General features: G+C 68.1%; 11 protein-coding genes. 2 read left to right on the top strand and 9 right to left on the bottom strand.

The genetic code is table 11. The features are described 5' to 3' along the window. Window positions 1–3 precede the first annotated feature (3 nt). From ACFYYN_RS37920 to ACFYYN_RS37890, 7 genes are all read right to left on the bottom strand, one after another. Window positions 4–885, bottom strand: a complete 882-nt coding sequence (locus tag ACFYYN_RS37920; RefSeq protein ID WP_500549371.1) for a type II secretion system F family protein — start codon at window positions 883–885, stop codon at window positions 4–6. Then, entirely contained in the window at window positions 882–1,859 is a 978-nt protein-coding gene (locus ACFYYN_RS37915) for a type II secretion system F family protein (RefSeq protein ID WP_500549370.1), read from the bottom strand. Before ACFYYN_RS37915 ends, ACFYYN_RS37920 begins: the two co-directional genes overlap by 4 nt. Further along, window positions 1,856–3,223 carry a TadA family conjugal transfer-associated ATPase gene (locus ACFYYN_RS37910; RefSeq protein ID WP_500549369.1) on the bottom strand — a complete coding sequence of 456 codons (1,368 nt, stop codon included), beginning with the start codon at window positions 3,221–3,223 and terminating at the stop codon, window positions 1,856–1,858. The genes ACFYYN_RS37915 and ACFYYN_RS37910 overlap by 4 nt, the downstream gene beginning before the upstream one ends. 103 nt (window positions 3,224–3,326) lie before the next feature. Beyond that, entirely contained in the window at window positions 3,327–4,091 is a 765-nt protein-coding gene (locus ACFYYN_RS37905; RefSeq protein ID WP_500549368.1) for a hypothetical protein, read from the bottom strand. 56 nt (window positions 4,092–4,147) lie between these two features. Continuing rightward, window positions 4,148–4,894, bottom strand: coding sequence for an SAF domain-containing protein (locus ACFYYN_RS37900; protein ID WP_500549367.1), 747 nt, complete (start codon window positions 4,892–4,894; stop codon window positions 4,148–4,150). Window positions 4,895–4,926: 32 nt separating this feature from the next. Beyond that, entirely contained in the window at window positions 4,927–5,823 is an 897-nt protein-coding gene (locus ACFYYN_RS37895) for an ATP/GTP-binding protein (protein WP_500549366.1), read from the bottom strand. Then, entirely contained in the window at window positions 5,817–6,368 is a 552-nt protein-coding gene (locus ACFYYN_RS37890) for a hypothetical protein (RefSeq protein ID WP_500549365.1), read from the bottom strand. Before ACFYYN_RS37890 ends, ACFYYN_RS37895 begins: the two co-directional genes overlap by 7 nt. 1,125 nt (window positions 6,369–7,493) lie before the next feature. Between ACFYYN_RS37890 and ACFYYN_RS37885 the strand changes: the two genes are divergently transcribed. Further along, window positions 7,494–13,790, top strand: coding sequence for a DNRLRE domain-containing protein (locus ACFYYN_RS37885; RefSeq protein WP_500549364.1), 6,297 nt, complete (start codon window positions 7,494–7,496; stop codon window positions 13,788–13,790). A gap of 1,448 nt (window positions 13,791–15,238) precedes the next feature. Here the strand turns inward: ACFYYN_RS37885 and ACFYYN_RS37880 are convergent. Both ACFYYN_RS37880 and ACFYYN_RS37875 read right to left on the bottom strand, forming a co-directional pair. Further along, a complete protein-coding gene (locus ACFYYN_RS37880; protein WP_500549363.1) occupies window positions 15,239–16,135 on the bottom strand; it encodes a replication-relaxation family protein in 897 nt (298 codons plus the stop codon). Window positions 16,136–16,180: 45 nt separating this feature from the next. Further along, window positions 16,181–17,122 carry a type IV secretory system conjugative DNA transfer family protein gene (locus ACFYYN_RS37875; protein WP_500549362.1) on the bottom strand — a complete coding sequence of 314 codons (942 nt, stop codon included), beginning with the start codon at window positions 17,120–17,122 and terminating at the stop codon, window positions 16,181–16,183. Between the two features lie 193 nt (window positions 17,123–17,315). Between ACFYYN_RS37875 and ACFYYN_RS37870 the strand changes: the two genes are divergently transcribed. After that, entirely contained in the window at window positions 17,316–20,990 is a 3,675-nt protein-coding gene (locus tag ACFYYN_RS37870) for a laminin G domain-containing protein (protein WP_500549361.1), read from the top strand. The last annotated feature ends 72 nt before the right edge of the window (window positions 20,991–21,062 follow it).

Below are 21,062 nucleotides of genomic sequence, written 5' to 3'. Positions count from 1 at the left end.
AGGTCAGGTGGTGAGGATGCGGATGACCGCGGGGAAGGCGATGAGGAACATGACCAGCACCGCCAGCAGAGCGCCGGGGGCGGTCATCTTCTCGCTGTTGGCATTCGCCTCCGCGGCCTGCGCGGCCAGTAGTTCCGTGCGCAGGTTCCGGGCGCGGGCGCGGAGCGTGGCGTAGACGGCGGCGCCATCGTCGGTGGACTGTCGCATGATCGCGGCCAGGTCCTCCACCACGGGCAGGTTCAGTTCGCCGGTCAGCCGTCCAAGGCTCTCCCAGTGCGGGACCTTGTCCACCCGGGACTGCATCAGGGCCTGCTGGATCCGGGCGAACGCCCACCCGTTTGCGACCTGCGCGGCTTGTTCCAGGGCCTGCTCGGCGGAGACGTTCCCGGCCCGCCGTAGCGCGACCAGGTCCAGGTAGGCGGCCATGGCGTGCGCGAATTCCTCCCGCGCCCGACGTGCCTGGTCCCGCAGCGCGAGGTCCGGGGCGAACCACAGCATTGCCGCGAACAGCACGCCGACCACGGCCGGCAGATAGACGGGCAGTCCGAGAAGGAGCAGCGGGAATCCGGCCAGCGGCGGCACCAACAGACCCGCCGCGGCGAGCGCGGTCTTCTTGAGCACAAACCGTCCCGGCGACGTTCCCACCAGGGCGAGATCTCTGCGAGGAATCCTGACGCCTGGGACCGAGCCGAGATGTTCGACCAGCCACGCCCCCCACCGCTCATCGCGGTCCGCGCTCACCAGCTCTGGGGCTGGGGCCGCCGGATGATTGAGACGCTGCAGGGCCGGGCCCAGCGCGGGCGCGGGGCGTAGGAGTTCCTTGACCAGCAGCGCCATTCCGGCGCCGATCGTGGCGCCGGCCAGCAGCGCACCCACCGGGATCACCGCGCCTCCCTACCGGCCGCCCTGGACGGATCGCGCACGGGCTCCACCTCACGGTGCGAAGCGGGAGTGAGCGCCAGCGTGGGGGCGGTGACGCGGCTGCGGGGGTCGGTGATCAGGAACCTCGGTACGGGGTGGTGGTCGGCGAGTTGCCGCATCCACACCAGCACTGCCACGAAGGCCGCGGCGAGCAGCGCCAGGACCAGCTGGCCGAGCAGGGAGCTGTAGGGGGCGGTGTATCCGGGGATGAGGAACCCGAAGGCGACGACACCGAGGGTGATCAGGGTCATCCACCGCACGGTGGTGCGGGGCTTGGCCCGGTCCGCTTCGATCTGCCGCCGCTTGGCGACCTCCTCGTGCACCGACGCCGCCAGGTCGTCCAAGGCCTGCGCCAGCCCCGGGCCGCGATCGGCCGCGGACAGCACCAGGGCGGCGACGACCTTGTCCGCGGTGACATCGTCGAGCGCGTCACCGAAGACACGCAGCGCATCGGCCGGCCGCCAGCCGACGGCGAGCCGGTCGACCAGGTCGCCGACCTCGCTCGCGATCGGCTCCGGCACACCCTTCCCGGACAGCGCGAGGGCTTCGTCCAGGCCGCGGCCGAGCCGCAGCACGTTCGACAGCCGCTGCGTCCAGTCCCCAAGCGCCTCCAGCCGGACAATCCGCAGGCCCGCGCCCTTCGTCGGTGCCAGCAGCCACGGCACCCCGGGCACCGCCAGCAGCACCAACACCCCGGCCACGAACACCCCCGACACCGCCCACACCACCGCGCCGGCAACGGCACCGACAACGAGCCGGGTCTTTCGCTGCTCCAGCGCCCTGCGCCCGACACCCGCAGCACTCGCGGCCCGCAGCCGGGACCACAGCGGCGGGCGCTTGGGGGCTTCGGTGCCGGTCACGCCGATGACGATGCCGACCAGCCCAGCGACCAATGCGGCGCCGGTGATGCCCCACAACAGCACCCCTGTGCCGTTCACGATGCCTCCCGGATGAGCAGCTGCAGCTGGGCAGGCCAGGTGCCGGCCGGATCGTCCAGGAGCTCCGGGTGGAAGCCGGCTCGCCGCAGGTCGGCGATGCACCGCGGGTGCATCATCGGCAGGGCGCGCGGGTCGTCCCACTCCGGGCGCGGGCCGAAGATGAGGTTTGTGTCGGGTCGGCCGCCCTCGCCGATGCCGGTGACTTCCAGCACGTGGGAGACGAACCGGTGCCGATGCCCACCGATCTTCGTTTCGTCGATCGAGGCGACGAACACGATGAAGTCCAGGCCGTTCGCGGCCTGCCGGTAGGCGAGGGCCTCGCTCATGTTCGCCTGCGCCAACAGGTACAGCTCGGCGATCCGGTCGAACACCACGCTGGGGTGGATCGCGTGCAGGGTGGACAGGTTGCCGCCCTGCCCGTTGGTCATGGCCTGCAGCATCGCCACGATCTCCGGCCCGCGGACTTCACCGACCACGATCCGCGCCAGCGACATTCGCAGCGCCCGGTACATCAGGTCCATCAGCGTGATCTCGCCCGCGCTGCGGCCGTCGATCCGTTCGCCGTTGGACTCCCGGGCCTCCATCGGCACGACTTGCTGGTGGTAGCCGTTCTCGTGCGCGAACAGCTCGTACTCCGTCTCGAGCGTGGCGAACCGCTCTTGCGGGTCGATCTCGCGCAGCAGCGCACGGAGCAGGGTGGTCTTCCCGGCGGCCTGCCCGCCGACGACCATGAGGTTCTTCTCCGCCCGCACGCACGCGGACAGGAACGCCTGCAGCGTGGTGTCGAGCATGCCGCGCTGGACAAGTTGGGTCAGGTCGGCGTGGCGCATGGAGTGCCGGCGGATCGTCACATACGTGCCGGGCGTGACGTCGATGACGGCCTGCAGCCGGGACCCGTCGGCCAGCCGCAGAGCGAGGAACGGGTCTGCGGTCGACAGGCTCCGCTCCGACTGGCCCGTGGTGCGGCGCGCGAGATCGCGCAGGAGCTCGCGGAGCTCTTCGTCGGAGTCGGCGACCGGCGCGACGTGGGCGCGGCGGCCGTCGGTGAAGTCCAGCACCACGGTGCGGTAGCCGTTGATGAAGATGTTCTCCACCGCCGCGTTGTCCAGGTGCTGCTGCAGGCGGCCAGCGCGGAACTGCAGATCGAACACTGCCTGGGCGATCGCCGCATCCTCCGCCGGGCTGGTGGCCTGCCCGCGGCGCACGGCCTCGGCATCCGACCAGATCGCGACCTGCTCGTTGATCAGCGCCCTGCCCTGCTGCTCCTGCGCGGCCGCGGTCATCCCCGGCCGGGCCCGCAGGAGTTCACCGAGCCGCTCGCCGACCTCCTTCTTGATCAGCCGGACCGCTGCGTAGTCGACCATGCCCGGCGGCTGCGGCATGGGCCCTCGCGGCACAGTGCGTAGCGGCGTCGGCTGTGCCACAGGGGACACAGCCGGTGGGAGTCCGGGTTGGTGGTGCACAGGTTCAGCGCGCACCGGTCACCGCCCTTCCCTCGAGGGAACTCCGCGCCGGGACGGACAGGCGGGCCCGGCGGGTGGCGACCAGTTGCCGGATCCGCGTGGTCGCCGACCGGGCCGCCCGGATCAGCTCCGACACCTCGAACTTCCGCGGTTGCTCCCCACCGTCAGACAGCACCGCTGCCTCCCGCGGCCGCCATGGCAAAGTGGCAACGACCTCAGCGCCCAACTGCCGCTGCACCTCGCCAGCGGGAAAGGGCCCGGCGTCGACCAGCAGCAGCCGCACTTCCGCCGTGGTGCCGAGCTGTTCCCGCAGCGTGGCGAGACGGACTTCGGCGCTTTGCAAGCCGCGCAGGGTGTTCCGAGCGATCAGCAGCACCACGTCGGCGCGCTGCGCGAGGACCTGCGAGGCGCCGAACGCGCCGCGCCGGCCGAGGTCGACCAGCACGTCATGGGCGTGGGCTTCGATCCCGGCGAACATCGCCGACAGCGGCTTCCACACCGTGCTCATCGAGGACGCGTGTGCCGGGTCGTACAGGCCGGGCAGGACCAGCCGGTCCCGGGTGCCGGCGTCGGTGACGTCGACCAACTGCCGCCAGAACGCCTCGCCGAGCTGGCCCTGACGTGCCGCGAGGGCGAGGTTCCGTAGTCCGTGCGCACCACCGAGGGTCCCTTGCAATGCTCCGGGCAGGATCGCCCCGCCGTCCGGGTCGCACTCCGCCAGCACCACCCGATGCCCAGCTTCCAGCGGCCATGTCAGCAGCAGTGCCATCGCCGTGGTGGTCGCTCCGGGTGCGCCGAGGCCTCCGGCGAGCGCGATGACTGCCATCACGAACCGTCCCGGGCGACGACGACCAGGGCGACGTTCCCCGTGGCGGCCTGCGCGGCCAGCGCGGGCCCGTCGGTGGCGGGCACGGCCACGTCGACCACCACCGCACCCGTGGCGGCCGCGGGCCGGCCGACCGCGACGACCTTCGCCGGCAGTGTCACCGGAGACCTGCCGCTGCCCGCCGCGGCGTCGGTGCTGCCGTTGCTGGGCCGGACGGCTCCGGCGTCCGGGTCCGGCGTCGACACGATCAGCACCTTCTCCCCGGGCACCAGTGGTGTCGCCGGAAGCTGCGAGGGCTTCACGCTCACCCCGACCAGCTGCTGACCGGGCCCGATCAGTGACTGGGTAGTGACCTGTGAAGGCGCGAGCAGCGATCCCGCTTTCAAGTCGGTCGCAGCGCGCTGCCCGACCAGGGCACCAGTGCGGGAGGCCTTCACTGACTGCACCGCCGGATCCAGGGCGATCGATGCCGTGGCGAGGTCGGCCTCGGTGATGCGGGAGCCGACCGGCACGTCACGGGCGACGACGACCACGGGGGTGCGGTGACCGGAGCTGGAGTACAGCACCGCCCCGGACAGGCCCCCGGCGGCGATCAGCGCGACCGACAGGGCGACCAGGCCGGGGCGGCGCCGGCGTTGCCGGACCATCCGCGGTGCAGCGACCGGCCCGGTCGACGGCCCCGCTGGGGCTGTCGGCGCGGCCGCGGCCGCGGAGGGCGGGGAGACGGATCGAGTGATGCTGCTCATGAGGGTGCCTCCTGTGTGGGGAGGTCAGCGGGTCATTGGCCGAGGACCTGGACTTCGCCGACGCGCAGCTGGACCTGGGAAGAGCGGGTCGTGCTGAGGTCGCCGCGCTGGCCGCCGCCTGCCCAGTGCACGTCCCACGTCGCGGTCGCGGTCACCCAGAACACATCGCCCTTACCGCCGTCGGACGTGGTGGCGTAGCGGTAGCCGCAGCTGGGTGAGTCCTTCGCGCCTTCGGACTCCTTGTAGGGGATGCCGGCGCCGCAGGTGACGGTGTGGCCGTCGCCCATGTCCCACACGATCTTCCACACGTGCGCGGTCGCGGTCACCGTGATGCCGCCCGCGGTGACGGACTCCGCGGCCGGGCCCCAGGTGCGGGGGCTGGTGCGGTTCCACAGCCACACCGGCATCCCGACCACGCCCGTCGTGCCGGGTTCGGGCACGATCCCGATGTCCGGGCCGTCGATCGGCAGCCGCTTCACGGCCTCGGCGGCGAGCTGAGCCGGATCGACACTGCCGTCCATGCCCGGCGGCGGAGCGGCCCGCCACTGCACCGGCGGCCCCTCATCGGGGCAGTACGCGTCGTAGACGGCCCCGTCACCGGGCTTGTGACCCTGCCAGGCCGGGTCGCCGGCCGGTGGCTGCGGCTCCATGACCTTGAAGTAGCAGTTCGGGCTCCACCACCCCAGATCCTTCAGGTAGCAGGGCACCTCGACGTTCAGCAGGGTGTCCTCGCACCGGCGGGAACCGTTGCTGCCCCCTGATCCCTTGTCGCCGCTCGTCGGGCCGCCGGGCGTGCCGGGCACGGTCACTCCGACCGAGCAGTCGCCGATGGCGGGGCAGACCACGCCGTTGTCGGCGGCAGCCGGACTGACCGACCCAAGTACGAGACCGCCCGCCACGCCGGCGGCCGCCAGTATCCGCCTCAGCACGTCTGGTCCCGCGCGGCGGTGCTGTCGGTAACCACCCACCGGGTCCCGATCGTGCGGAGCTTGGAGTTCACCACGTACCGCTGGGCCTGGTTGGGGGCGGCCACGCTCTTGCCGGTGGCCTTCTTCACCGGCGTCCAGTTCGTGTCATCCCAGCACACCGCCAGCGCCGCGCGATGCGGGCTCACCGACAGGTCCACGGTGGTCCTGGTGACGGTGAAGGTGGGCTTGCCCTCGGTGACGATGCCATTGGCTCGGTTGATCAGCAGCGTCTTCTTGCCGTCGGAGAGGACCTGACCCGAGGCGTACTGCTCGATATCGGTGCCCTCGAACGTGGCCTTCGCGAACCCGGCAGTCTCCGCGTCGACCAGACCCTGGAACGCCGCTTCGACCCGGTCCTTCGCGGCCGCCGTCGGGTCCGGCGAGGCCGCGGCCGCCTTCGACACAGTCGACCTGGCGGAGGTCGATGCCGCGGCCGGCTCGGCGGAATCCTTGTCGCCGCCGCAGGCGGCCAGTACGAGCATCCCCACGAACGCGGTGGCCGCCACTGCTGCACCCCGCAGGGCCCGGCGGGTCTGACGATGACGCTGGTCGGTGGTGCTCGGCACGGTACGGCCTCCCCCTGACATCGGCTGCGTAACCTCATCGACGCCCGACGCTGACGCGCGCTCACCGGGACGGAGCTCCCGGGACAGCAGCGCATCATGCGACGGGTGCCGCGGTGCGACATACGACGCACCGTACGGCGCCAACTCACCGCCTCCAATAGGGATCATGAGCGCACTGACCCATCTCATCCGCCTTTGCTCCCGTATGCGGGGCGGTGAATTTTCACGGCACGTCACCATTGATTTCAGTGAGTGAAATCGAGGCCCGGTCACGGCGTCCCGCCGGTCCGGCAGGGGCACTTACTGGCCCGACCGTCCTCACCGGTGACCCAGCCGTAGTCACAGCTCCCGCAGTACGTCACCGGCCCGGCAGGCGCCGCCTGGGGCGCGGGCGGTGACCAGTGCTCCAAGTGCCGTTCCAAGTCCAGCCACGCCGGTTCCCGAGCCATGTCGACGGCCGCCTGCGCCAGGAGCTCTTCCGCCGTTCCGGCGGCCGCGAGCGCCGCGGCTGCCCTGCCCACCCGCTTGTGCCCCAGCACCGGAACCGGATGCCCCTGCGGCGCCGGGCCTCCGCCCACGCTTTGGCGACCGGCCCCCAGCCGCCCGTGGGTTCACCAGAACCGGTTTTGCTGCCAGCGTCGCGTTACGTTGACACTCGATCGTCGGGCTGCCTTGTGCGGGTGCAGTGGTGAGAGATTGTTGCCCGAGGCGCCGAATGATCGGAAATCAACATCGAACTGACGTCAAATTACCCATATGGTGTTTACCTTTCCCTTGTCTGATGTTGGGGAGCAATTCACCTTTGCTCGTGGCCAGTTGAGGGAGTATTTATGACGTGTAACAAACAATCGTAAAGTTTCGGTTCTATGGATTTTGCCATCCATTTACGTAGTTGGAGTCTCGCGTGGGCGTGGCAAGATCGCTGGAATCGGTCATAACGCTGCAGGTCAGAGGGGTTTGAGCGGTTGGCGACGTAGGTTTCTGGGCCCCGGCGACGGCGTCGTTCTTGCGGCGGGATAGATCTCTCCTCCTCGATCCTCATGGGGATCTGTTGAAGGAGATGTGATGGTTTTCAGGTTCAAGGACGGGCCGCCCGGCCCGTTCAGCCCTGCCTCGCCTGGGGCGAGCAGACGCCTGCGGCGCATAGCAGGGGCCGTGTCCCTGGTGCTGGCTGTTGAGACGGCCCTGGTGGTGGAGTCCACTGGGCAGGCGGTGGCGCTGGCGCAGCAAGCGCCCACGGCTACCGCTACGGCCAGGGACGAGGGCCCGGCGCAGGCGCAGGACGAGGCGTCGGCGCTGCTGATGGCGCGGCTGCAGGACCGGAAGATCGAGGTGCTGTCGGCGCGGTCGTCGGATTCCACGACGTGGGCGCTGCCGAGCGGTGAGCTGCAGACCGCGGCGTACGCCGGGCCTATCCGGGTCAAGCAGGACGGTAGGTGGCAGGACATTGACACGTCGCTGTCCGACACCGGCGCGTCCTTGACCCCGCAGGCGGCGGCCGCGGACATCGCGGTCTCTGACGGCGGTGACACGGCCCTGGCGTCGGTAGCCAAGGGGGACAAGTCCTTCGGCCTGGGTTGGCAGGACAAGCTCCCCACCCCGCAGGTGAAGGACGACACCGCCTCCTATGACCTGGGCGCCGGTCAGACGCTGACGGTGACCGCGCTGCCGCAGGGCTTCTCGCAGAACGTGGTCCTGGACCAGCAGCCGGACGGCCCGGTCTCCTACCGGATCCCACTCGACCTGGACGGCCTGAAGCTGTCCGAGGCCGGCTCCGGGCACCTGCTGCTGAAGGACGCCGACGGGAAGCTGGTGGCCGAGGCGCCGGCGCCGATGATGTGGGACTCCAGCAAGAACGAGGTCTCCGGTGAGCCGGAGCACCAGGCCCGGGTTGCCACGAAGATCGAAACCGGCGATGACGGCCGCCAGACCCTGGTGCTGACACCTGCGGCGGACTTCCTGGCCACCGCGACGTACCCGGTGACGGTCGACCCCACCTCCACGCTGGCCGAGACCACCGACACCTGGATCCAGACCCCGGACTACACCGACTCCCAGGTCTCCTCCACGGAGCTGAAGTCCGGCACCTACGACGCCGGCGGCCACATCGCCCGCTCGTACCTGATGTTCGATGTGGCGAAGTTCAAGGGCAAGCACATCACCGACACCAACCTCGCCCTGTACTCGTACTACGCCTCGACCTGCTCCACCACCGGAGCCGGAACCCAGGTCCGCCGGATCACGAGCAGCTGGTCGTCCTCGACCGTGACGTGGGGCGCGCAGCCGTCGACCACGACCACGGGCGCGGTGACCAACAAGGCTGCCCTGGGCTGGAGCTCCTCCTGCCCGGCCGGCACGATGAACTTCGACATCGACGCCATCGTGCAGGCATGGGCCGACGGCTCGGCCAACTACGGCCTCCAGGTCCGCGGCGCGGACGAGTCCGACACGTTGACCTGGCGGCGTTTCCGCTCGGCGAACTACAACTCAGGCGTCGACGGCGCCACCGAGCCGCACCTGACGGTCACCTACAACTCCTACGCCACCACAGCCTCGGCCGCGATCTCGCCGAGTGTGGTCAACGCCTACAACGGTTCGCGCTACGTCACCTCGCTGACCCCGACTCTGTCGGCGAAGGTCACCGATGCCGACGGCGGCAACGCCCAGGGCCAGTTCGAGATCACCCCGAACCCGACCAACGCGGACACCACCTACACCTACACCGCGTTTGGCAAGACGGTGGCCTCCGGTTCGACCTCCACGTTGGCGATCCCGTCCGCTTCCGCGTTCCCCGCTGGAACGCACCTGCGCTACCGGGTGCGGGCATATGACGGCACCGACTACGGCACCTGGTCCGGTTACACCAACTTCGTGCTGAACACGGCCCTGCCCGTGGCGCCCACCGTGCTGTGTGACACCTACGGCAAGGACACCTGGACGGCGAAGGCGTCCGGCCCTGTGACCTGCACTCTGGACACCACCTCCACCGACGGCCAGGGCTTCAAGTGGGGCCTGGACGACCCGTCCCTGCCCAAGCGGGTGGACGACACCACCGATGGCACCGGCGGCGACCCGCTGACCGTGTCCATCAGCCCTGCTGACGGCTGGCACACCCTGTACGCCCAGACCATCGACTCCGGCGGCAACCTCTCCACCACCGTCACCAAGTACAGCTTCGGCGTCGGCGCCGACGGCGCCGCCCTGCTCACGCCTGGCGACGGCGACACCAGCGCCCGCCGGGTCAGCCTGACCTCCAAGGGCAAGACCAGCTACACCGGCGTGACCTACCAGTACCGGCGCGGTGAGACCGACACCTGGCACACCGTCCCCGTCGGCGATGTCACCATCACCGCCGGCGGCTCTGTCAATGCCTGGCCGCTGCAGGTCACAGGCGGCGCTTCGGCAGGGCTGACCTGGAACGTGACGTCGTCACTGACGCAGGACGGGCCGATCGACATCCGCGCGGCTTTCACCGATGGCACCACCACCGGCTACAGCCAGTCCGTCACGGTCACCGTGGACCGCAACGCCGGCACCGCCCCGAGCCAGGACATCGGCCCGGGCTCGGTGAACACCCTCACCGGTGACTTCACGCTCTCGGCCACCGACGCCTCCGGCTTCGGCCTGTCCGCCTCGCGCACCGCCTCCTCACGGCGCCCGACCGCTGGCTCGAACATCGAAGGCCAGGTACCGATTTTCGGACCTCAGTGGACCTCGGGCACCACGGCCGAACTTACCGACTCCGACTGGACCAACGTTCACAAGACCTCGACCACCTCGGTGGCCCTGGCCGATGACGACGGATTGGACACCGGCTTCACCGCCACCACCTCCGGCGGCTGGAAGCCCGAGCCCGGCTCCGAGGACCTGACGCTGACCAGCAATGACAGCACCGGCAAGGCCACCAACGACCTGACCAAGGCTCAGGACTTCACCCTGAAGGACACCGAGGGCACCACGACCACCTTCAGCCGGGTAGACGCCTCGACGTCCACGTGGGTGGTCTCCAGCACCTACCTGCCGACCGACAACTCCACCACCAAGGTGGTCTCCGAGAAGGTCCTCTCCGGTAGCGTCACCCTCGCCCGCCCGAAATACCTGATCGCCCCGACCACGGCCGTCTCAGCCACCGCGTGCGAGACCACGCCGTCGACGAAGGGCTGCCGGATGCTGGAGTTCGTCTACGCGACCTCCACCACCGCCACCGCCTCCGCGCTGGGCGACTACACCGGCCGGGTCAAGCAGATCAAGCTGTGGGCAACCGATCCCGGTGCGTCCGCTGCGACGGCAACCGTGGTCGCCAGCTACGCCTACGACGACACCGGTCGGCTCCGGCAGGAATGGGACCCGCGTATCAGCCCCGTGTTGAAGACGGCATACACCTACGAGTCCGCAGGCCGCATTACCACGCTCACCCCGCCGGGCGAGCTACCCTGGACATTCAGCTACGGTACTGCGGGCACTGCCGCGACCGCGGGGCCTGGCATGCTGCTCTCCGCTTCGAGGCCCAACCTCGTCCAAGGCTCCAAGACTCAAACCGACGGCACTACTGCCACGACCAGCATGGTCTACGACGTGCCCCTCACGGGCAGCAACGCCCCGAACCAGATGGGTGCAGCTGACGTAGGCACGTGGGGACAGTCCGACGTGCCGGCCGACGCAACCGCTGTCTTTCCGCCTCGCGTAGCACAGGACGACATTGTCCCGTCCTCCAACGCCGGCTCAGACTTGACCGCTTCTGACTACGCGCGTGCCACGATCACCTACACCGATGCATCCGGACGTGAGGTCAACACCGCCACGCCTGGAAAACACATCACTACTACGGAGTACGACCAGTACGGCAACACCGTTCGGAAACTCACCGCTGGCAACCGCGAACTGGCACTGACTTCAGCGAACAGCGGCGACGCATACGACGAGCTCTCTCTGCTCCACATCGTCGGTAACTCTACCTCTGCACGCGCCGAACAACTGTCCACCCGCTCCGTCTACTCCGGCGACGGCCAGCGAGCCTTGGAGGTGTTTGGCCCGCTGCACCTGGTCACCCTGACCTCTGCGTTGAAGGCCGGCAGCGGTGGTGCCGACCTGCCGGCCGGTACTGTGTGGCCGGCCCGATCGCACACGGTGAACACGTACGACGAGGGTCGGCCCACCGACGGGACCGCCACCATCAGCGACCAAGTGACCACCGCGAAGACCAGCGCCTTCGTAGAGGGCTACCCTGCCGACGGCGACGTCCGTACAAGCAAGAATGAGTACGACTGGACCAAGGCCCTGCCGGTCAAGAAGGTCACCGACCCCAGCGGTCTGGCCATCACGAAGTCAACTCTGTACGACGCGGATGGCAGGCCCACCAAGACCAGCCAGCCCAAGTCCAACGGATCGGACGCCGGAGCCCTGACCTACAGCTACTACACCGCCACTGGCACGGGCACCTGCAATGGCCGCCCCGAGTGGGCGGGACTGCTGTGCAAGACGGCACCCGCAGCGACGGTGACCGGGGGAGGCAGTAACCCGGATCAGTTGGTCACCACCACCTACACTTACGACCGCCTGGGCCAAATCTCCACGAAGACCGAAACCGCCAACGCAGTTACCCGAACCACCACCATTACCCCTGACGGTGCAGGCCGCCCCACCAAGTCCTCAGTCACGGGCGGATCCGGCACGGCGACAACAGCCGTTGACTACACCTACGACCCCGCCAGCGGCAAGATCGCCACTCAGACCGCCCAGGGCCAGACGATCACTTACGGCTATGACGACCGTGGTAGGTCCAGCACATATAACGATGGTGCTGGCAACGTCACCACTGCGTTCTACGACGCACTCGATCGACTGGTGAAGGTGACGGACTCGGCCCCCTCCACGACCACCTTCACCTACAACGCCGCAGGCCAGCGGGAAAGCACCACGGACTCAGCCGCCGGGACCTTCACCACCGCCTATGACCCGGACGGGAACGCCGCCCACGAGACCCTTCCTGGCGCATACGAGATCACCCTCCATACCGACCCCGCCGGACAGCCCACCAGCAAGGAGTACACGGACTCCACCGGCACGCCTGTCCTTTCAGACAGCGCCGACTACACCATTCACGGGCAACAGGCCGGCCACACCCAGTCCGACGGAGGTGCCACGGATACCGGCTTTGCCTTCGACAAGGCTGGACGCCTGGTGCAGGCCAGCGATGCCACCGGCGCTGGGTGCACCACTCGGGAGTACGCATACGACCTGAACGACAATCGCACGGCGCTCAAGGCCACGTCGGACGACTGCGACAGCCAGACCAACGACGCCACCATCACAACGACCAACCAGACCTACGACAGCGCAGACCGCCTCATCAGGACAGGAACCGTCTACGACGCCTTCGGTCGTACTGTCACCAGCGGTACCGCCACCTTCGCGTTCTACGCCAACGACCTGGTTCGCTCTGAGACCGTGGCGGCTGACCGGAATGTGTGGTCGCTCGATGCCGCCGAACGCATCGCCGTGACCACCGCCCAGACGCAGGGCACCGACGGCAGCTGGACCACAACCAACGTCACTACCAGTCACTACGGTTGTGACTGCGACCTCCCGACGTGGACTGAATCCACCCAGGACGGCGTGGCCCGTACGGTCAGCGACAACACCGGCGGCCTTGCCGCCACGACCTCCAGCGGTGGCACCACCCTCCAGCTGTCGAACCTGCACGGCGACGTGGCAGTGCAACTTCCCCTGACAGGCGCTTCGGCCACAGTTCAGCACTACGACGAGTTTGGTGTCGCCCTCGATGCCACCACATCGGCCACATACGGCTGGCTCGGCAAGTACCAGCGATCAAGCCAGACTTTGAGCGGCATCACCCTCATGGGCGAGCGCTTGTACGACGCCGCCACGGGTCGCTTTCTGTCCACCGACCCCGTGTTCGGCGGCAACGCGAACGCCTACATCTACCCGGCCGACCCCGTCACGAGATACGACCTGGACGGACGAGCAGAGATCTGCGAAGGGGGCTGGTACGGACCCCACTGCAGCAAGCACCACAACACCGGATGGATCTACGTCAAGAAATACTGGTCGTACGGCAAGTGGGTCCCCTCGCTGTTCAACCGGATGCCGAAGGTCCTGCGGGCGATATGGGGAGAATTCTGCAGCTGGGCCTTCGCTGGCACAGTCACGATCAACGGGGCGGCGTGGCAGCAGAGAAAGCAGTACAAAAGGTATAAGAAGTATTACAACAACAGAGTGACCTACAAAAACGTCTACACGGGCTTCTGGCAGGAGCACGGTCGTTTCGAATACTCTCTACGCTTCCTGGGAGACTACACATTCACCACCCGGTGGATCGACGACGACGAAATGTACAACTAGATGTCCGAGATAAGCGCCCTGAGCGCGGTAAGCCTGGCCATCGGCTTCGGATGCCTGGCCCTTGCCATGCGACTCTTCCTCCTTGGAAAGAGTTGGAAAAGTCCAGCCAGGTGGACAGCAGTGGTGACCGCCGTTGCATACACCTGGACCCACGGCTACGTCGTCAATGCAGGAGGCCAGTCCGCCATCCTCACCTACCGGATGGTTGTGCTCTGCTTCCTGGGCGCTGCCATCATCGCTACCAGACGCCGCCGGAAACGAGCCACAGGACAAGGCTTCCAATTGCTCTGACCTGATCGCGGCCTGAGGGGCCCACCGGTGCCAGCCGGTGGGCCCCTTTCACGCGGCGGCGCTGCCTCGAAAAGCAGCGAGTGAACGGGAGGTCTGCGGCTGACCCAGCCGTAGTCACAGCTCCCGCAGTACGTCACCGGCCCGGCAGGCGCCGCCTGGGGCGCGGGCGGTGACCAGTGCTCCAAGTGCCGTTCCAAGTCCAGCCACGCCGGTTCCCGGGCCATGTCGACGGCCGCCTGCGCCAGGAGCTCCTCTGCCGTTCCGGCGGCCGCGAGCGCCGCGGCAGCGCGGGCCACCCGCTTGTGTCCCAGGACCGGAACCGGATGCCCCCTGCGGCGCCGGGCCTCCGCCCACGCCTCGGCCACGCGATCTCCAGCTGCCCGGGGGTTCACCAGAACGGGACCTGCTGCCGGCCTACCGGTCCGCTGGCTCGCGCCCTCCACTTCGCGGGCCGGTGAGGACGGCATGGGTACCGCCGAGAGTTCGCGCCTTCCTGGCAGGCTCGCGGTCTCTCTCTCGGGCACCGCCGCTGCGGTGCCATCCGATCGAGAGGAGAGAGAGAAGTCCCTCCCGCCTTGTACATGAAGTCTTAGTTCTTTAACCGACGGGCCGCCGACCGTCGGATCACCGACCGTCGGAAAGCCGTCACTCGGTCCCACCTGCTGATCTTCGTCGTTTTGGCTGGTCACCACCGAGTGACGGGATCCCGTGACTCGGCTTCGGCCTGCAGCGGCCGACCCGTCCCCTCCTTGATCTCCCGGCGACTGCGCCGTGGCGCTGCGAGGGTCGAGCCACACGGGCTCCACCCGCACTGCCCGCGCGTCCGGGACTTCGGCGAGCAGGCCATCGACGTCATCGCGGGTGAAGGGCAGGTCGGCCACGGAGAACTCGGTGCGCCACGTTCCACTGGCCGTCTGAATCTTCAGCTTGACGATGTAGCCGCAGGCCACGAGGTTCCGCATGGCCTTGGTCAACGCCTCACGTCCAGGCCTGCGCTTACCCGCAAGCGAGGCGACGGTGAAGTCCGCGCCGTCCGGGCAGCGCAGCGCCACCGCGAGTAGCCCGACGTCCAACACGCTCAGCCGCACATCGTCGACGGCCCTGTTGTCCAGCGCCACGAACCGCGGCGGCCGGCTACGCAGCTTCCTCATCTGCGCCTACAAATCCATCCAGGAACGCCGCTCACGGTCGCCCGAAAGCGGCGTCCAGACCGGGCCGGACGCTCCGAACTGTTCGAGGTCCTCCAGCACTGCCGCACCCAGCTGGACATGCCCGGCGAGCTGGGTCACCAGCGGGTGCCCCGCGACCATGGCCCGCAGGTCGCCGATCCGCCGTTGCAGCGCATCCGGCCCAGCGCCGGTCAGGACGAACAGCACCCGAGGGAAGCGCGGATAGAACCGCTGCCAGGCCAGCATCGCGTCCTGGTCGGCGACGGTGCCCCGCCGCCCGGGCGGTTGCGGCACGTATTCATGGAACCGCGCGTACGAGATCAGCTTCCTCGCGAGGCGCTCGCTGCTCATCGTGGCGCGGTCGACCTCGACGAATGCCCGGTACTGCAGGCGCTGCGGTCTCGTGGCGGTGTAGTGCAGGACCGCGTCGGCGATCAGGCGGTCCTCACCGCCGGTGTCCGGCAGCCGGTGTGCGACCTCGGGCACCCAGTCCAGCGGTCCGTATTCGTCCCCGCGGGCCCGGGCGTCGGTGAGGAACGCCAGGTGCGTGCGCAGCACGGTGAGTGTGTGGGAAGCCCGAAGCGAGGCTTCCACTGGGCTACCCGGGGCGAGGGCGGGCTGCCCGCGCAGCTCGGGCCACCCGGCGACGGCCCGGGCGCCTTGAGCGGTGAGGAACCAGACCCGCATCCGGCTGCCCACCATCGCGTAAGAGACCAGCTCGGCCTCGCGGAGCATGTTGAGGGCGCGGCTGGTGAACTGCCGGGAGGCGTCGGGGGCGACCAGTTGCTGCAGGTGGGGGGGTGGTGGCCAGGCGGTGCTGAGCGAGAAGGGCCAGGGCTCGGTGTGCTGCCGAGTCGTCGGTGGCGGGCTGCGTCCCCGCCTCACGGTCCGAGTCGGTGAGCATGTCCTGGGCGGTGTCCTCGGTGATGTTCATCGGTACTGCTTCTCCTCTTCGGTGACATCAGCAGCGGACTGTGACGACTGCTGCGGCTCGGCTGTGACAGTGGCCGACGGCTGGTCGGCGCTCTTGCCGGTCGGCTGGCCGGTGAGGAAGGCCAGGACGGAGATTTCGTGGGTGGAGGCCACGGCGGTGAGTTCCGACAACGGTTTGGCGTCGGTGTTGTCGTGGGCGGCATTGAGTAGTGAGCCGCGCTTGGTGGGCCGGTACAGGTCCCGGAACACGTCGTTGAGCTCCGGGCCGCGGATCCGCAGCGGTCCGACGCGCTTGCCGCCGACGGTGAAGGAAGCGAAGTGCTGGTAGCGGCCGAGCTCGGCTGCGTCAGCTGGGCTGACCTGCTCACCCCACTCATCGGTGATGTACCGGACGGCCTCGACCGATCCAGCGGTGGTCGACAGCGACGACGCGTTCTGCAGCAGAGCTGTCCGTACATCCGGGCTGATGCGGTGGAGCAGCTGCGTCATCCCGTGCATCCGCACCCCGAACTTCCGCAGCTGCTCGGTGATCTCAGCCAGCGAACTCGAGGCGGCCCCGTCCAGGGAGATCAGCTCGTCCAGGTACAGCCGGAACGCCTTGCGGTCCCGCTCCGGGACATCGCGACGGGACAACCCGGCGCGGAGCATGTCGCGGACGATCATGGACGTCAGTAGCCGGTCGGTGGGGCCGGTGCCGGCCGGGCAGATCCACACGACTTTCGAGCGATCCATGGCGTGCCGCATGTCGTAGCTACCGACCGGGGAACCGAGGAAAGCCTTGATGACAGGCGACGCGGCGAGGCGGTCGATGGGGTTGAGGACGGTGGGCAGGGCATCGGCGGGGAACGGTGAGCGAGGTCCGTAGAGGGCCGAGGTGCGTGATCTTCTTCTTTGATTCACCTGTGATTCAGCTTGTATGCGCTGTTCATTTCCTGCCACATTTCCCTAATCGGACTCGCTTGCCGACTGGTCTCCGAACAGGTCGATCTGACGGTTGACCAGCTGTATATGCCAAGAGCAGGATCCGAGCTCTGTAAAGGTTTTGTGAGTTCGGGGTGGGGTCATGGGGTGGGGTATGTCGCGCCGCAGTGCCGGCGCGCGTTGGGCGCGGGCGAGACGTTTGGTCTCCGGCGTGACTGCCGTGACGGCATTGATGGCTGTACTGCCGCTCGTCGGCCTCTCCGCCACGACGGCACAGGCCGCTCCATCCGTGGTGGCGAAGACGCCGTCGGAGGAGGCCGCGGCCACGGGGGAGCCGGTGGAGGTGACCTCGTCGCGTACGGAGTACTCGACGACGATGGCGAATCCCGATGGCACCTTCACGCTGGATCAGTCGGCGGCGCCGCTGCGGGCGAAGGCGCCGGACGGTTCGTGGCGTGATCTTGATCCGGCGTTGGAGCGCCGGACGGACGGCAGCGTCGGTCCGAAGAGCGCGGTGGTCGACCTGTCCTTCTCCGGTGGCGGCGACGGGCGTGACTTGATCCGGGTCGGCAAGGATGGCCGCTCGGTAACACTGGGGTTGCCGACAACGTTGTCCGCGCCGGTGTTGGATGGCGCCACGGCCACCTATGCCGAGGTCTACCCCGGGGTCGATCTGCAGTTGACGGCCACAGCCGAGGGCTATCGGCAGGTGTTCGTGGTGAAGACCGCGCAGGCGGCCGCCAATCCTGAGCTGGAGCACATCGCGCTGACCGCCATCGGTACGCGGCTGGACGTGGTTCCGGGAGTTGGCGGCGGTCTGCGGGCGATCGACGACAACGGCAACGCGGTGCTGCGTGGCCCGGCCGGACAGATGTGGGACTCCGCCGGCGACGCGGCCCAGGCACGGCCCGGGGCCCGGGTGGCGGCGGGGGTGGATCCGGTGACCGAGCCGGGGGACGGCGATGCCAGCACCGTCTTGCCGGTGACGGTGGGAAACGGGACGGTCAGCGTCAAGCCGGACCTGGACGTGCTCCGCGGCGAGGACACCGTCTATCCGGTCTACATCGACCCGCCGGTTGGTCTGACGGCGTCGGAACGTACCGTGCTCTCCTCCGACGGTGACAAATTCTGGCAGTTCAACGGGGACCTGGGTGTCGGGCGCTGCAGCGTGGAGGGCCCCTACTACTGCGGGAACAATTACACGAACCGGATGTACTTCGAGTACGGCGCGGGCTCTTTGGCCGGCAAGTACGTGGTGAGTGCGACATTCCGCGCCTACGAGACGTGGTCGTTCTCCTGCACCCCGCACATGGTGACCTTGGAGCGGACCAACAACATCTCCGAAGGCACGAGGTGGCCCGGCCCGGACCAGCTCGATCACCTCGTTGACACCTACGTTTCTGCCGGCCGCGGCGACGAGTGCAGTCCGGCACAGCCGGATGCGTGGATAGACTTCAAGGACAATGCAGGCGAAGCGGATGAGAATCTGACTTCCACGGTCCGCAAGCTTGCCGACGGATCGATCTCCCGGCTGACCCTGATGTTGAGAGCCGACAACGAGAGCGATCCGGACGCCTGGAAGCGGTTCGATGACAACGCCTCACTGCAGGTGACCTATGTGCCCAAGCCCGGTGTTCCTACAGATGCCGGTGTGATCCCGGGCGACGGTAAGACCGCGTACTGCAACACCTCCTCTTCGTCCCCCTTGATGGTCACCCGGACGAACCCGAATGTGCAGGCACGGGTGCAGACTCAGACGCAGCCCAAGAGCGGTGAGGACCCGGGTTCGCTGCGCGCGGACTTCCGAGTGGCCCGCCTCAATCCCGACAACACGTGGGAGGAGGTGTGGACCGGGCAGCCGCCCGCTTCGGGTTGGGATCCCGACGGCACACTGGAAAAGATGGAGAACACCCGTACCAACGGCATCACCTACCGATACCGTGCGCGGACCCAGTCCCACTGGTCCTACGACGGTAAGTCTGGCGACCTCTATTCGGCCTTCTCGCCATGGTGCTACTTCAAGATCGACACCACCTTCCCGAGCCCGCCCCAGATTTTCGCTGACTCCCTGCCTTACGTGGCATGCGATGAGGTGAACGGAGTCTGCGAAAACAAGGGTGCGCCCGGCACGGTCGGATCCTTCACCTTCAAGCCGAACGCGCTGGACAAGGACATCGCCGCTTACCGCTGGCGGCTGAAGATCACAGCGACAGCGAAGGAAGTCAACGCCTCGACTCCTGCCCCCTGCGCCAACCCGCCTGTGGTCACGCAGAATCCGGCAGTGCAAGTAAAGGCGTGCATCACCCCTCCCCTTGCCGGAGTACAGACACTCGTAGTGGAGGCGAAAGACTCCGCCGGTCACTGGGGCTCGCCGGCCGAGCTCCGGTTCAAGGTCTCGACGGCTGCAGGCGCGGTGGGCCGCTGGCACTTCGACGACGGCTTGCCGGGCGATGGCCAGGAGCATCCCGTGACCGTGGCCAAGGACTCCGCCACCGAGGGAACCACACGGAGCAACGCGACCCTCTACACCACCGGCGCCGGATGGGGCGGCATCGGCCGACGCGGTGACGCGGACTATTCGCTGTGGCTGAACGACCCCGTTGACGGTGATCCGGCGAGGCAGTCCGGATACGCCGCGACGACGGCGCCGGTGGTGAACACGCAAGACTCCTTCACTGTTTCGGCGTGGGCGTACCTGGTAGATGGCAGCAAGAATCAGGCGGTACTGACCGAAAACGGCACGAACGCCACGGCGTTTGCCCTGTACTACTCGGCCGGCGCGAAGAAGTGGATCTTCAGCCGCTCAGACCAGGACGTGAGCACCAAGGCCTACATAGTGTCGCAGGCTGACGCCGCGAGTCCGCCGCTGCGCGTGTGGACGCACCTGACAGGGGTGTTCGACACCAAGGGCGACACGAACAGCGCCAATGACACGATCCAGCTGTTCGTCAACGGCCGTCCGCAGGGCCAGCCCGTAGTCCTGAAGACTGCCGCGCCGGGATACACCCCGTGGGCCGCTACCAGTGGCCTGCAGTTCGGGCGCTTCTACGGCGGAAGCTCATACACCTACTACTTCAAGGGCCGCGTGGACGAGGCCGCGGTGTGGCAGCGGGCTCTGGGCGAGGACGAGATCCGGCAGGAGGACCAGCTCCTGACGGCGGACGGCCAGCCCTCGACCGAGATGGTGGCGGATTGGGACGCCACCACAGCCACAGGTACCTCCGTCCACGAACTGAGCCAGTACCCCGTGGGGGCACTGGACCTGTCTACCGGGGCGAGCCTCAACGCCGACGAAAACTACCTGGAACTGAACGGCACCTCCGGCTACGCCTCCACCACAGGACCGGTGGTGGATGAGACCGGCTCGTTCACGATCACGGCCAGGGTGAAGCTGGACAGCAACGCCCTGGCGGGCAAGCCGGCCGGATACCGGGCCCAGGTGGTGAGTCAGCAGGTCGCCGGCAAGGAGGCGTCCTGGTCACTGTGGGCACAGAAGACCTCCTCGGGAGCGATCCTGTGGTGGTTTGGCCGTACGGCGGTCGACGCGACCGGCACCGTGATGACAACGGCATCGGTGGCCTCCGAGCAGGCCGCGGCCCTCGACACCTGGGTACAGGTCACCGGAGTGTTCAACGCACAAGACCCGACCTCAGACGGTTCCGGCCACGGCGCACTCCACCTCTACGTAGAGGACGGGGAGCAGCCGCAGACCAACCCGGACTTCCCCCAGGCAATACAGGGGACCGATGAACTCGCGGCCGGGCGCAGCACCACCGGCGGAATCCCGGGCGAGTATCTGCCGGGGGCCCTGGCGGAGGTCCGGATGTGGGTCGGAGCGATGACGACAAACCAGATCAGCAACGTGGTCCTGCCACACGCTGACTAATTCCCACGCGGGGCGTCCACCCGGTGTGGGCGCCCCGCCTTCAGCACGTTCGATCACATGAGAGGTCGCTCC

The organism is Streptomyces sp. NPDC001902, from assembly GCF_042891295.1.
GTDB lineage: Bacteria > Actinomycetota > Actinomycetes > Streptomycetales > Streptomycetaceae > Actinacidiphila.
This window is presented reverse-complemented; position numbering and strand designations above follow the sequence as displayed.